Genomic DNA, 13729 nt, shown 5'->3' on the forward strand with positions numbered 1-13729 from the left:
CTAAAACCGCCAAAAAGAAAAAGCCCGGTAAACGGGCTTTTTCTTCAGCGATTGGTTAATGTGAGCTCCTTTCTTGCAAAAGTGAGCTCTCCGTCTTTTTCGTCGATGACAACCACATCCCCGCGGGAAATGTTGCCCTTCAGAAGCTCTTCCGAAAGCCTGTCTTCGATTTTTTTCTGAATCACCCGGCGCAGCGGCCTTGCACCATACATGGGGTCAAAGCCCTGTTTCGCCAGGAGATCCTTGGCTTTATCGGTTACTTCAATGGATATGTCGTTTTCCTTCAATCTCTCATTTACCTCGTTTATCATGAGGGATACTATGGCCCTTATGTGCTCTTCGTTCAGGGCGTGGAACACTATGATTTCATCCACGCGGTTCAAAAACTCGGGCCTGAAGGTCTTCCTGAGCTCTTCCATGACGCGGTCCTTCATGCTGGCATAATCTTTGGCTTCGTCGAGGTCGGGGGCAAAGCCCAGCACCCTGGACTTCTGGATGAGGTTGGCTCCCACGTTGGACGTCATGATGAGTATGGTGTTTTTAAAGTCCACAGTCCTGCCCTTGGCATCGGTCAGCCTTCCGTCTTCCAGGATCTGCAGCAGGATGTTGAATACGTCGGGGTGGGCTTTTTCTATTTCATCGAACAGCACCACCGAATACGGCCTCCTGCGGACTTTTTCGGTGAGCTCACCGCCTTCTTCATAGCCCACGTAGCCCGGAGGAGCTCCTATCATTCTGGACACGGCGAATTTCTCCATATACTCCGACATGTCCAGCCTTATCATGGCGTCTTCATCGCCGAACATGGCATCGGCCAGCGCCCTCGCCAGCTCGGTTTTGCCGACTCCGGTGGGGCCGAGGAATATAAAGGAACCTATGGGTCTTGATGGGTCCTTAAGGCCCGCCCTGGCCCTGCGCAGGGCCCTGGCTATGGCTTTTACCGCTTCATCCTGCCCGATAACCCTCCTGTGCAGTATCTCCTCCATCTTCAACAGGCGCTCGGATTCCTCCTCGGCCAGGCGTTTTACGGGGATACCGGTCCAGCTGGACACGATCTGGGCGATATCCTCCTCGGTCACCGTGGTATTGTCCAGCTTGTGCTCATGCTGCCACTTTTCCTTGAGGCTTTCCACCTTGGCCTTGATTTCCTGTTCCTTGTCCCGCATTTTTGCGGCTTTTTCAAACTCCTGGGCCCGTATGGCGGCGTCCTTCTCTTTTCTTATGGCCTCCAGTTCGTCTTCCAGCTCCTTTAGTTCCGGAGGCGCCGTCAGTGTTTTGAGGCGGACTCTCGATGCGGCCTCGTCGATGAGGTCAATGGCCTTGTCCGGCAGGAACCGGTCTGTGATGTACCTGTGGGAAAGTTTTGCCGCAGCTTCCAGGGCTTCGTCGGAAATCTTCACCCGGTGATGGGCCTCGTAGCGGTCCCGGAGCCCCTGCAGGATTTTTACGGTGTCCTCCACGGTGGGCTCTTCCACCATGATGGGCTGGAACCTGCGCTCCAGGGCCGGATCCTTTTCCACATGCTTCCGGTATTCATCAAGGGTGGTGGCGCCAACGGTCTGGAGCTCTCCCCTGGCCAGGGCGGGCTTTAATATGTTGGAAGCGTCTATGGCGCCCTCGGCGGCTCCGGCGCCGATTATGGTATGCATTTCGTCGATGAAAAGTATCACGTTCCCCGCCTGTTTTATTTCATTTATTATTTTCTTTAATCTCTCTTCAAATTCCCCGCGGAATTTGGTGCCTGCCACCAGTGAAGCCATGTCGAGACTTACGACCCTCTTGTCCTTTAAAATCTCCGGCACGTCCTGATCCACTATCCTCTGGGCCAGACCCTCCACCACGGCGGTCTTGCCGACACCGGGTTCACCTATGAGGCAGGGGTTGTTTTTGGTGCGCCGCGTCAGAACCTGAAGCACCCTTTCAATTTCTTTCTCGCGGCCTATGACCGGGTCCAGTTTGCCTTCGGCGGCAAGCTCCGTCAGGTCCCGGCCGAACTGGTTCAAAGTCGGGGTGTTGGCCGGTTTTTTATAGACCCCTGAAGCTTTGGTGTCGGCTCCCAGAAGATTGAGCACTTCCGCCCGCGCTTTATCCAGGCCTATGCCAAGGTTGTTCAGCACCTGGGCCGCCACTCCTTCCCCCTCACGTATGAGCCCCAGCAGTATGTGTTCCGTCCCCACGTAATTGTGCCCGAGCTTCCTTGATTCATCTAGGGCGAGCTCCAGGACTCTCTTGGCTCTGGGCGTATATCCTATGGGTCCCTGAATTATAAACGGACCCACTCCTATCATCATTTCCACCTGCTGGCGGACTTTTCTGAGATCAACCCCCAGGTTTTGCAGGGCTCTGGCCGCAACGCCCTCGCCCTCCCTTATGAGCCCCAGCAGCAGGTGTTCGGTGCCCACCACGTTGTGGTTCAGGCGCCTGGCCTCATCCTGCGCGTAACCTATGACCTTTTGAGCCCTTTCGGTAAACTTCTCGTTCATTTTTTCACCTCATTTCAATATTTTTTTCCTGATGAAATCCGCCCTGCTCAGATCCCTTTCCAGAGGGGATAGGGATCTTCTCGCCATCTCCTGAATACAGGCGGGACCCGACAGTATAAACAGCACGTTGAGGTCATCCGGTTTTAAATCCCTGATGACGCCCATATCAACACCCAGCCTGACATCGGAGATATAAGTCATGGCCTCCTGGGAGGATACAAGCTTTGCATTGGTGAGAAGACCGTAGGATCTCATTATCTTGTCTTCCAGCCGCAGCCTGGCCTCACCCGACAGGTTACGGCGCGCTTTGCGCTCGCTGGATATTATCTGGCGGGCCACCCCTATGAGATTTTGTATTATGTCTTCTTCGGATTTGCCCAGGGTTATCTGATTGGATATCTGGTAAAGATTACCTGTAGCCTGGGTGCCTTCGCCGTAAAGTCCCCGCACCACGAGGCCCACCTGAGAAATGGTGGAAAATATCTGGGCGGTTTGATTTAACATGGTAAGCACCGGCAAGTGCATCATTACCGATGCCCGTATGCCGGTCCCCACATTGGTGGGGCACGCCGTCAGGTAACCGATCTTTTCATCAAAGGCAAAGTCCAGTTTTTCTTCAAGAACATCGTCTATCTTGCTGGCCAGGTCGAAAGCCGCCTCAGGCTGGAGGCCTGAAAAAACCGTCTGTATCCTCAGATGGTCTTCTTCGTTTATCATAATGCTGACCGTCTTGTCTTCGTTTATGATGACGGCGCCTTTATTTGAAGCCGCCATGTCGGGGCTTATGAGGTGCATTTCCACCATGAGGCTTTTTTGCCCTTCCGATAAATCTCTCATGATGTAAAGTTCCGTATCGCGGGATAGTACCGCATTCGCCCTACATGCGCCGTATATCTTTTCTATGACTTCCTGCGCCCGGGATTCGGACAGGAGGTGGGGAAAAGGGACATCCTTTAGGTTTCGGGCAAGCCTAATGCGGCTGCTTATGACAATATCGCTGTCTGGCCCGCTGGAATTTATCCATTTAATTCGGGAAGGGTCCATGAGCCTTTCTACATCCATTTGCCCACCCCCTATTCCTTATTTTTCTTTTGTTCCAGCTCTTTTATTCTGTCCCGAAGCACCGCCGCCCTCTCGTATTCTTCGGCGTTGATGGCTTCCTGGAGTTCCCGCTTCAATCTGTTCAGCTCGTTTTTAATCCTTATTTCGCTGCCGCTGCGGCGAGGTACCTTGCCCACGTGGAAGGTCTTCCCGTGGATTCTCCTCAGCATGGGGTCCAGCTGCCCTTTAAAGGCATCGTAACAGTGGCTGCAGCCGAACCGCCCCGTCTGCGTAAACCTGGGGAAGCTCAGGCCGCACCGGTCGCACTTGAGGCTGTCAGGCGTTTGTTTATAACCCTGGTTTTCGGGCTCGAAGAAGCTTGAAAGCAGCTTGCCAATGGAAAAATCGGTTTCATCGTCAAAACCAAAGGGGTTCAGCCCGGCCGAAAATCCCAGGTGCTTTTCCCTGGCGCATTCCTCGCACAGGTGCATTTGAGATTTTTCGCCGTTGACTATTTTTGTAATGTGAACGGTGGCCGGCCTTTTTTGACATTCCTGACACATCATGATAAATTTCCCCCTTTTCTTGCTTGAAAATCCATAATTGTGGTAATCATGGCCTTCAAAATCCCGGCCCTGATTTTATCCCGCTCGGGAAGGCCGATATGCAGATTGTGCCGGTTCACGGCCGCCCTGAGGATATGGGCCTCCCGTTCGGTTACTATGCCTTCTTCCCATAATCTGTTGATGACCGCCAGCGCCCTGGTCCCTGATATGGAATCCCCTATAAAATCTATGATTTCCCTTAAAAATTCATCTTCCCTTATTTTTAACTTTTTGATTCGAATATATCCTCCGCCGCCCCGGCGGCTTTCGACAAAGTAACCCCTCTCCAGGGTGAAGCGGGTCGTCAGCACATAGTTTATCTGAGAGGGAGCGCAGCCGAACCGGCTGGCCAGCTCGTTTCTCTGGATCTCAAGTATGCCGCCGGGCATTTCCCGGAACATCTCTTTTATAAAATTTTCGATGATGTCCGCAAGGTTTGCCATGAAATCCCCCTCTCTGTTAGGGCTTTATGTAATTTGACTTTCTTTGACCTTCAGTTCAGTTATATTATATTTTAATATGGGGAAATTTGCAAGGGCTTTAAATAACTTAATAAAAATTCAGAGGGAGAAATTCCAGCTTCTCCCTCCAAGCGGCGCTATCTGTCCTTTACTTTCTTCTTTTTTTAGACGAGATTTCTTCGGATATTTCTATCAGGCGGTTGGTCCTTTCTTCCTGTTCTTCGGAAGAAGTCCAGCCCATGAGGCTGGGGATTATTTCCCCGTACATGGTGTCGTCTAAAAGTTCGTCCTCTACCACACTGTCAACCTTTTTCTTGTGGAGGTCCTCAACCCGGTCCGGAGTGTGCCTCACGCGTATTTTCGGGGTTTTGCCCATAATGCGCCCTCCCTTTTTTTATATTTTAAGTTTTTCCTGAAAAAAAAACTTAAATACTCGCAAAGGGAAGGCATATTATGGAAATCCTTAGCCCGCCGCCTGGTTGGCCTCCTGTATTATCTTTTCGGCAAGCTGCGAAGGCACTTCTTCGTAATGGCTGAACTCCGAGGTGAAGGAACCCCTGCCCTGGGTCATGGACCTCAAGTCGGTGGCGTAGCGGAACATCTCCGCCATGGGCACCTGGGCTTTTATGTGCTGCACACCGTCCCTGAGCTCCATGCCCATTACCCTGCCGCGGCGCTTATTGAGGTCGCCGATGATGTCGCCCATGTAGGTTTCGGGCACCACCACTTCAATGTTCATGATGGGTTCCAGCAGCACGGGTTTTGCCTGGGCGGCGCCCTTCTTGAAGGCCATGGAGGCGGCTATCTTGAAGGCCATTTCCGAAGAGTCCACGGGGTGGAAGGAGCCGTCGTACAGCACGGCCTTTACACCCACCACCGGGTAACCGGCAAGGACGCCCTCTTTCAGCGCCTCCCTTATACCCTTCTCTACCGCCGGGATGTATTGCTTCGGCACCGCACCGCCGAAAATCTTGTCCTCGAATTCAAATCCGTCTTCGGAATCCAGCGGCGAAAGTTCGAGCCACACGTGGCCGTACTGGCCGCGGCCGCCGCTCTGTTTTTTGTGCTTGCCTTCCACCTTGACGGTGGCCCTAATGGTCTCGCGGTAAGGCACCCTGGGTACATCCAGCACCACTTCGGTGCCGAACTTATTCGCCAGTTTCCCTGCCAGTACCTCGAGGTGAATTTCTCCCATTCCGGATACCAGGAGCTGGCCGGTTTCGGTGTTTTTGATGACCTCAAAGGTCTTGTCTTCTTCCATAAGGCGTGAAAGCCCCGCGGATATTTTTTCCTCATCGCCCTGGGCCTTGGGCTGCACCGCCATTGCCAGCACCGGTTTGGGAAATTCAATACCGGCAAGCACCACGGGGTGTTCCCTGTCGCTTAAGGTATCGCCTGTGGAGGTGTACTGTAGTTTGGCCACTGCAGCAATGTCTCCGGCCACCACTTCGCCAACGCTTTCCTGTTTTTTGCCTCTCATCACATATAGCTGGCCGAATTTTTCCGTTTCCCCTTTGGTGGCGTTGTATACGAGGGAATCGGATTTTAAACTGCCGGAAAACACTTTGAAGAGGGTCAGTTTGCCCACGAAGGGGTCCGCCATGGTCTTAAACACCAGTCCCGAAAAAGGCGCGTCAACCCTGCATTCCCTTGTTTCTTCCTGCTTTGTGACGGGATTCATTCCTTTTTCTGCGGGTTTATCCTGCGGTGAGGGCATGTAATCGCAAATGGTGTCCAGCAAAAGCTGAATCCCCCTGTTGGTCAAAGCCGAACCGCAAAGAATGGGGTAAATCTGGCCGGTCATGACGCCCTGACGGAGGCCCTTCTGCACCTCGTCATCGGTCAGTTCTTCACCTTCCAGGTATTTGGTAAGAAGTTCGTCGTCGGTTTCGGCCACGGCCTCCACTATCATGGAGCGGTAATTTTCCATTTCGGCTTTCAAATCTTCAGGTATGGGGCACTCTTTTACCTCTTTGCCCTCAAAGGTGAAGGCCTTCTGATGAACGATGTCCACAACACCCTTAAAAGCCGCTTCGGCTCCTATGGGCAGCTGGAAGGGTACAGCCTTCTGGCCGAAAAACTGCCTTATCTGGTCCAGAACCTTTTGAAAATTGGCGTTTTCGCGGTCCATCTTGTTTATAAAGAATACGCGGGGAAGATTGGCGTCGTCGGCGTATTTGAACACCTGTTCCGTGCCCACTTCCACTCCGGAGACGGCGCACGTGACTATCACAGCACTATCAACCACCCTGAGGGCGCTTTTTACTTCACCTACAAAGTCAAAATATCCCGGTGTATCAAGAATATTAATCTTGTGGCCCTTCCACTCGCAGGGAGCCACGGCGGTGGATATGGATATCCTTCTCTTTATTTCTTCTGGATCGTAATCGCAGGTGGTGTTGCCTTCATCGATTCTGCCGAGGCGGTCAACGGCTCCGGAACAATACAGCATGGCTTCGGCCACGGAAGTTTTCCCCGCTCCGCTGTGGGCGATCAGGCTTACGTTTCTTATCATGTCGCTTTTGTAACTTTTCAAACCGATCTCCTCCTCAAAGTTTACCTACGGTAAAAAATTAATTATTATTTTTATATTATATACTATTCTACTAAAACGAAGTTTTTTCCTGCAAGAAGCATATGGAAAAATGGTTTTATTCTTAATTTTTATGGTTATCATTCCCAAAAATCGTTTTTATATTCCGTAATTTTCTAACTTCAGTCACTTCTCATAGGCTCTACCGGAGCTTTGATTTTTTGCCATTTCAAATTCTGAAAGGTGTGAAAAGGTGTGAATAAACAACAAAAAATCTCTACAAGCAAGAAGTGCTTGTAGAGATTTTTATTTTTGTGCAGCGTTGCCGGCGGTGTCCGAAAAAAGTTGTCAGGTGCAGCTTTAAAGCTGGGTGTAATTGGGTGATTCTTTCGTAATATATATATCATGGGGATGGCTTTCCCTGAGGCCCGATGGTGTAATCCTGACAAATTTCGCCTTCTGCAGCTCCGTTATATTCCTGGCGCCGCAGTAACCCATGCCGGCCCTGAGACCCCCGACCAGCTGGTAGACCGTCTCCGAAAGGGGCCCTTTGTACGGCACCCGGCCTTCCACTCCCTCGGGCACCAGTTTCTTCATATCTTCCTGGAAGTAGCGGTCTTTGCTGCCCTGCTCCATGGCGCCGACAGAACCCATGCCCCGGTAGACTTTGAAGCTTCGGCCCTTGTATATTTCTATCTCTCCGGGGCTTTCTTCGGTGCCCGCGAAAAGGCTCCCTATCATGACCGAATCGGCTCCGGCGGCGATCGCCTTTACTATGTCTCCGGAATATTTTATGCCGCCGTCGGCGATAATCGGGATATTGTAAATCTGAGCCTCCTGAGCGCAGTCATATATGGCCGTAATTTGAGGTACTCCGATGCCCGCCACCACCCTGGTGGTGCATATAGAGCCAGGACCCATGCCGACCTTTACCGCATCGGCACCCGCCTTTATGAGTTCTCTGGTACCTTCGGCCGTAGCCACGTTACCGGCTATGACCTGCAGGTCGGGATACATTTCTTTAATCCGGTATACGGCTTCCAGGACGCCTCTGGAATGCCCGTGGGCCGTATCGACCACCACCACGTCCACCTTGGCCTCCACCAGGGCTCTAACCCGGTCTTCCATATCCCTGCTCACGCCCACAGCGGCCCCCACCAGCAGCCGACCGTTCTTGTCTTTGGCGGAATTGGGGTACTTGATGGCCTTCTCTATATCCTTTATGGTTATCAGGCCCTTGAGATTGAAATTCTCATCGACAATGGGCAGTTTTTCAATCTTGTGCTTTTTCAGGATCCCCTTGGCTTCTTCCAGAGTCGTCCCTTCGGGCGCCGTTACGAGGTTTTCTTTTGTCATTACTTCTTTTATTTTCTTGTTCATATCGTCTTCAAAGCGCAGGTCCCGATTGGTGATGATCCCGACCAGCTTGCCGTTTTCCGTAATGGGGACCCCGGATATCTTATATCGCTCCATGAGCTCCAGCGCTTCGCCTATGCGGTTGTCCGGCGACAGGTAAAATGGGTCCACTATAACTCCATGCTCGGACCTCTTTACCTTGTCCACTTCCAGCGCCTGTTTTTCAATGGACATGTTTTTGTGAATTATGCCGATGCCGCCTTCCCGGGCGAGGGCAATGGCGAGTCTGGCTTCGGTGACTGTGTCCATCCCGGCGCTGATGATGGGGATGTTCAGCCGGATTTTATTTGTAAGGCGGGTGCTTACATCCACATCCTTCGGCAAAACTTCGGATTTTGCCGGCAGGACTAAAACATCATCAAAACTTAAGCCCTCCTTTTGAAATTTATCCAAAACATCGCCCCCAGTTAAATACTAAATTTATTATGTCAAAGTTTATCAAAGTTTAGAAGCGGTGTCAACCGTCTCCGCCAGTGCACCGCAGTTGTTTCTGACACCAATTATAAAATCATTTATAATACCATCCTTTTATTTTACCGCAGCGAGTGGCATTTTAGCTGAGGAATTTTAAGATGACATTATCACAGAATAACTGCATGAGTTTTGCATAAGTATTGTAAAGAATACACTTTTATGGTATTATCTATCCTGAAAATATAAAACAACATTATATAAAGCGACATTTTGAACCATCAGCTGGTGATGCACCTGCAGCAGGATGTAAAAAAAATTTTTGTCTGTCTAGGATAAAGGGGAGTAGTTCGGCCTTTTTAGGCCCATGAAGGCTCAACATACTGGCGACTTTGCCCGCAGGGGCATTTTGCCTGGGCCTTCACCGCAAGCGGGAACGAGACCTTTATCCCGGGAGATTACCGGGATAAAGGTCTTTTTATTTAACATTCTTTCCGGGGTAAGATCATGCCGGCCGAATCGGGTTTGGCTCATTTAAGGGGGGTGGATTTAACACATGATTTAATTACATACGGGGCAGCTTAATTAAATAGAACGAAACAAGAGGTGATAATATGGACCTAAAACTTTTCCTTATGGCCTTTGGAATGCTTTTTTTAGCCGAAATAGGGGACAAGACCCAGCTGGCGGTATTCACCCTGGTCACCCAGTATAATAAACCTCTCCCCATATTCCTGGGGGCGTCGATGGCGCTGGTCCTGGTCACCCTTATAGGCGCGCTATTCGGCAATATTGTCGCCCGGTACGTGCCTACCGCCTTCCTTAAACTCATAGCCGGCATATTATTCGTGGGCATAGGAATTTTCGTGCTCATCGAGGCGGTGCCGGGAGTCATCCACCAGCTGGGGAGGGGATGATAGCCAGTTGCAATGTAAAGAAATAGAGGCCCGTTTGGGGCCTCTATTTCTTATCCGCATTTTTTCCTATCCGCATTTGGAATACCCGCAGGTCCTGCACATGACACATCCGCTTTCATGCTCCAGGGCGCTGCCGCACTCGGGGCAAACGGCGCCGCTGGTCTGTTTGGCCGGAGAGCCCGAAGGCCGCGCGGCGTCCTTTGAACAAGCCGTCTCTTCGTCGAAGTAAGGCCTGTCTATGATTTCAACGGCGTTGCCGTTGGGCACCAGTTTTTTTCCGATGCTTCGCTCTATGGCCCGGCCTATGGCGTCGGGGCAGGACAGCACTTTAATATCTTTGTTGTTGGCCATCTGGCGGAGTGTGGAGTGGCATCTGATGCCCTTTAGCTGCTCCACGATGGATTTCACGTCTATCCCGGACCTTAAAGCCAGGGATATAAGGCGGCTGGTGGCTTCCGATTGAGACGGACATCCCCCCGCCCTGCCCAGGTTCGTGAACACCTCGCATATGCCGTTTTCGTCGGAGTTTACGGTGATGTACAGGTTGCCGCAGCCTATCTTGACCTTTTCGGTGTTGCCGTAGGTTATGCTGGGGCGCGGCCGGGGCTTTATCTCCCGGCGAAGCTCGCAGGATTCGCAGGCCTCGCAGTATGCGGGGGGGAAACCGGCCTGTCCGGGGGACCGGCCGCCCTCGCCGGTGTGGCCGGCGCTCTGGCCGCCTGAGACGGCGGGCGCCAGGTTTTCCTCGTGGTCTCGGGCAGGGGCGCGGCTTACGGTTTTCGCCGCCCCCTTGTGCAGCACCTGCTCTTCCCGGCTGCCGTCCCTGTATATGGTAACACCCTTGCAGCCCATTTCGTAGGCCATGAGGTATACATTTTTGACATCTTCCCGGGTGGCGCTGTGGGGGAAATTGACGGTCTTGGAAACGGCGTTGTCGGTGTACTTCTGAAACGCCGCCTGGATTTTTATGTGCCATTCGGGCGAAATGTCATGGGCCGTCACATACACCCTTTTTATATCTTCCGGTAGTTCTATTTCCCTGAGCGTCCCGCGGGATAGCACTTCTTGCATGAGCTCGTCACTGTAAAAGCCTCGCTCCCTGAGCTGGCGTTCAAAAATCGGGTGCACCTCCACCAGTCGCTGGTTGTCCAGCACATGGCGCTCAAAGGCCAGGGCAAAGAGCGGTTCTATGCCGCTGGAAGCCCCCGCGATGATGCTTATGGTGCCGGTGGGGGCTATGGTGGTGGTGGTGGCGTTTCTAAGCCTTCGCCCCCGGGCCTTGTATATGCTCTTTTCCCAGTTGGGGAATACGCCCCGCTCCACCGCCAGTTCTTCGGAAGCCTTTTTAGACTCTTCGTTTATAAAGCCCATCACCTTTTCGGCGGTATCCACGGCCTCATCGGAATTGTACGGAATCCCCAGCTCTATAAGCATGTCCGCAAATCCCATGACCCCGAGCCCTATCTTGCGGTTGGCAAGAGTCATCTTTTTGATTTCCGGCAGCGGGTAGCGGTTGACGTCGATGACATCGTCCAGGAACCTGACGGCGGTATGCACCGCTTCTTTCAGCCCTTCAAAATCTATCTGCTTTTTGCCTTCCACCGATTTTACAAATTTGGCCAGGTTTATAGAACCTAGGTTGCATGATTCGTACGGCAGGAGAGGCTGCTCTCCACATTGGTGAACTACAATTCCGTTGCATATCATCGAATGGGTAAACGGTTCTGTCAAATCATAAACCATTTCTCGGCCTGATTTTTCTACAAGTTCCACTTCATCGTAGAACTTTTCGGTATAAAATCTCTTAAATTTTATACCGTCAAGGGTTTGCTGTTTTTTGGCAGACAAGAACCCGATTTTTTCCCTAAATCTTTCTCTGTTTGCCCCAAAAATTCCCAACTCATATAAAATTCCATCAGAATCATAATACTTTTCTTCACCTTTTACAGTAACATATTTAAAACTGGCTTTTTTAAACCCTTTTGACCTGTCTATAATTTGACTCTTTATACCAAAATTAAGAAGAAGTATTTGTACTTGCTTGAGTAATTTTTGGCTCTTTGATGACAGCGCTATCCACTCACTGTTTGGTTTTGGGTTTTTCCTCACCGTACCGTCAGCGGTGAACAATGCTTGGAGAAAGCCTCTCACAGCTTCTTCAGGTGCAGTAAAAATGCTTGGAGGTACCTGTTTCTCACTAGCTTTGGTATCTCTTATTCCCAGCTTTTCGAAAAATTCCACAAAGTATTTACTGTGATAAGAAAGATGAAATACACCATTATCTCTTTCGACTTCTTGAATCTCGCTGCCGTACATGTCATTTATAATGCGTTTTAGGTGATGTAAAACCTCTATATCATCCTTGCCGAATGTGAAACCAACCCGGCAGTTTTTATCGCCCGATCTTAACCAACCGTCTCCCACAAGCCAGCCCAGAACCTGACCCAGCTCCTTTGACCATTTATTCGGGAGATTCATGGTGTAAAGCCTTCCATTATTGCCTTTAAAAACATTTTGTACAGCAAACGGAAGTTTATAATCTTTAGAAAAAACTCCTGCTCCTGATTGAATTAAAACCTTGTCTCCTTTTTTAATATCTTTGAGCTGTTTCCATCCCTGATTAGTCAGGAATTCATGATCAGGAGTTGCTTTTATTTCATAACCGGATTTGGTAACAAGACGTAGCACATCTTTTTTCCCATTTTTATAGACCTGTATTACCCTGTGTAAAGTCGTACCAATGTTTGCCATATTGGGCACTGCCTCAGTAAGCACGCCCCCATTTACCACCATCAATCTGGTCAAGGGTACCCTGTTATCTGTTACAATCCTAAACCCGCCCTTTTTAGATCTTGCGTAGAGCTCATCAATACGCATCAAACCATATTCAGTTGCCACCAGGGTATCCCCCGTAACACATGGGTTTGTGCTCTCGATCTGGCCTACCTCCGGCGTGGGGTTTTTCTCATTCATCCGGTCGATGAATATGATTCCCGGCTCTCCGTTGTTCCAGGCCATGTCCACTATGAGGTCGAAGACCTCCCGGGCTTTCAGGCTGCCGGTTACTTTTTTGGTGTGGGGGTCCACCAGTTCGTAGGTGCCGTCGTTTTTCAGCGCTTCCATGAATTTATCGGTGATGGCCACACTTATGTTGAAGTTGGTTATATCCTTGTCATTTTTCTTGCACTGGATGAAATCCAGGATGTCGGGATGATCCACCCTGAGGATGCCCATGTTGGCTCCGCGCCGGGTTCCCCCCTGTTTTACGGCTTCGGTAGCCGCGTTGAACACCTTCATGAAGGAAATGGGGCCAGAAGCCACCCCGCCGGTGGATTTCACGGTGGCTCCTTTCGGGCGCAGGCGGGAAAAACTGAAGCCCGTCCCACCACCCGACTTATGGATAAGGGCGGCCGATTTGATGGAATCAAAAATCCCCTCCATGGAGTCTTCCACAGGCAGCACGAAGCAGGCCGAAAGCTGGCCCAGTTCACGGCCGGCATTCATAAGCGTAGGGGAATTGGGCAGAAATTTCAATTCCGCCATTATGTCGTAAAATTTTCCGGCCCATTTTTCAGCATCGCCTCCGCTGTATTTTTTTTCGGCTTCGGCGACAGCCCGGGATACTCTTTCCAGCATGTCCTCGGGCGATTCCACCACCTTCCCGGCGGCATCCTTTGCCAGGTAACGTTTTTGCAGGACCACTCTGGCGTTTTCAGTAAGATTCATTTGCTTTTTTTTCACAAGATTTCACCCCGCATCAACTAAATCTACAACCCGTAAATATCGTAAAAGCCCAATTTCTTTCATAGAGTTCTTGCGGTTATACGCGTTGTTGAACTGCTGCCGGGATTAGAAGCACAAT

At 50.9% G+C, this 13729-nt stretch carries 9 protein-coding genes; 1 reads left to right on the top strand and 8 read right to left on the bottom strand.

The features are described 5' to 3' along the window. Positions 1-44: 44 nt before the first annotated feature. The 7 genes from ACKX14_RS09550 to guaB form a co-directional block, all read right to left on the bottom strand. Entirely contained in the window at positions 45-2483 is a 2439-nt protein-coding gene (locus tag ACKX14_RS09550) for an ATP-dependent Clp protease ATP-binding subunit (RefSeq protein ID WP_422447010.1), read from the bottom strand. A gap of 9 nt (positions 2484-2492) precedes the next feature. Further along, positions 2493-3545 (bottom strand): protein arginine kinase, encoded by a 1053-nt coding sequence (locus ACKX14_RS09555; RefSeq protein ID WP_422447012.1) that lies wholly within the window; start codon positions 3543-3545, stop codon positions 2493-2495. An 11-nt stretch (positions 3546-3556) separates the two neighbouring features. Then, entirely contained in the window at positions 3557-4090 is a 534-nt protein-coding gene (locus ACKX14_RS09560) for a UvrB/UvrC motif-containing protein (protein ID WP_422447014.1), read from the bottom strand. Further along, positions 4087-4572: a CtsR family transcriptional regulator gene (locus ACKX14_RS09565; RefSeq protein WP_422447016.1), complete on the bottom strand. Its 486-nt coding sequence runs from the start codon at positions 4570-4572 to the stop codon at positions 4087-4089. Before ACKX14_RS09565 ends, ACKX14_RS09560 begins: the two co-directional genes overlap by 4 nt. Positions 4573-4738: 166 nt before the next feature. Then, entirely contained in the window at positions 4739-4966 is a 228-nt protein-coding gene (locus ACKX14_RS09570) for a hypothetical protein (RefSeq protein ID WP_422447018.1), read from the bottom strand. A gap of 87 nt (positions 4967-5053) precedes the next feature. Beyond that, on the bottom strand, positions 5054-7126 hold the full coding sequence (fusA, locus tag ACKX14_RS09575; protein WP_422447020.1) for an elongation factor G: 2073 nt from the start codon (positions 7124-7126) through the stop codon (positions 5054-5056). A gap of 357 nt (positions 7127-7483) precedes the next feature. Further along, positions 7484-8932 (bottom strand): IMP dehydrogenase, encoded by a 1449-nt coding sequence (gene guaB / locus ACKX14_RS09580; protein WP_422447022.1) that lies wholly within the window; start codon positions 8930-8932, stop codon positions 7484-7486. A 632-nt stretch (positions 8933-9564) separates the two neighbouring features. On the opposite strand from guaB, the gene ACKX14_RS09585 reads away from it, so the two are divergent. Then, positions 9565-9867 carry a TMEM165/GDT1 family protein gene (locus tag ACKX14_RS09585; protein ID WP_422447024.1) on the top strand — a complete coding sequence of 101 codons (303 nt, stop codon included), beginning with the start codon at positions 9565-9567 and terminating at the stop codon, positions 9865-9867. A gap of 66 nt (positions 9868-9933) precedes the next feature. Here ACKX14_RS09585 and ACKX14_RS09590 read toward each other — a convergent pair whose 3' ends face one another. Then, entirely contained in the window at positions 9934-13593 is a 3660-nt protein-coding gene (locus ACKX14_RS09590) for an adenosylcobalamin-dependent ribonucleoside-diphosphate reductase (protein ID WP_422447092.1), read from the bottom strand. Positions 13594-13729 lie beyond the last annotated feature (136 nt).

The sequence above is a fragment of the Thermorhabdus hydrogeniformans genome (assembly GCF_049310025.1).
Lineage (GTDB): Bacteria > Bacillota > Thermosediminibacteria > Thermosediminibacterales > Tepidanaerobacteraceae > JBJYKD01.

Coding starts and splice junctions, on each gene's coding strand:
- ACKX14_RS09550 (WP_422447010.1), bottom strand. CDS start 2,483: ATGAACGAGAAGTTTACCGAAAGGGCTCAAAAGGTCATAGGTTACGCG.
- ACKX14_RS09555 (WP_422447012.1), bottom strand. CDS start 3,545: ATGGATGTAGAAAGGCTCATGGACCCTTCCCGAATTAAATGGATAAAT.
- ACKX14_RS09590 (WP_422447092.1), bottom strand. CDS start 13,593: ATGAATCTTACTGAAAACGCCAGAGTGGTCCTGCAAAAACGTTACCTG.
- ACKX14_RS09570 (WP_422447018.1), bottom strand. CDS start 4,966: ATGGGCAAAACCCCGAAAATACGCGTGAGGCACACTCCGGACCGGGTT.
- ACKX14_RS09560 (WP_422447014.1), bottom strand. CDS start 4,090: ATGATGTGTCAGGAATGTCAAAAAAGGCCGGCCACCGTTCACATTACA.
- ACKX14_RS09565 (WP_422447016.1), bottom strand. CDS start 4,572: ATGGCAAACCTTGCGGACATCATCGAAAATTTTATAAAAGAGATGTTC.
- ACKX14_RS09585 (WP_422447024.1), top strand. CDS start 9,565: ATGGACCTAAAACTTTTCCTTATGGCCTTTGGAATGCTTTTTTTAGCC.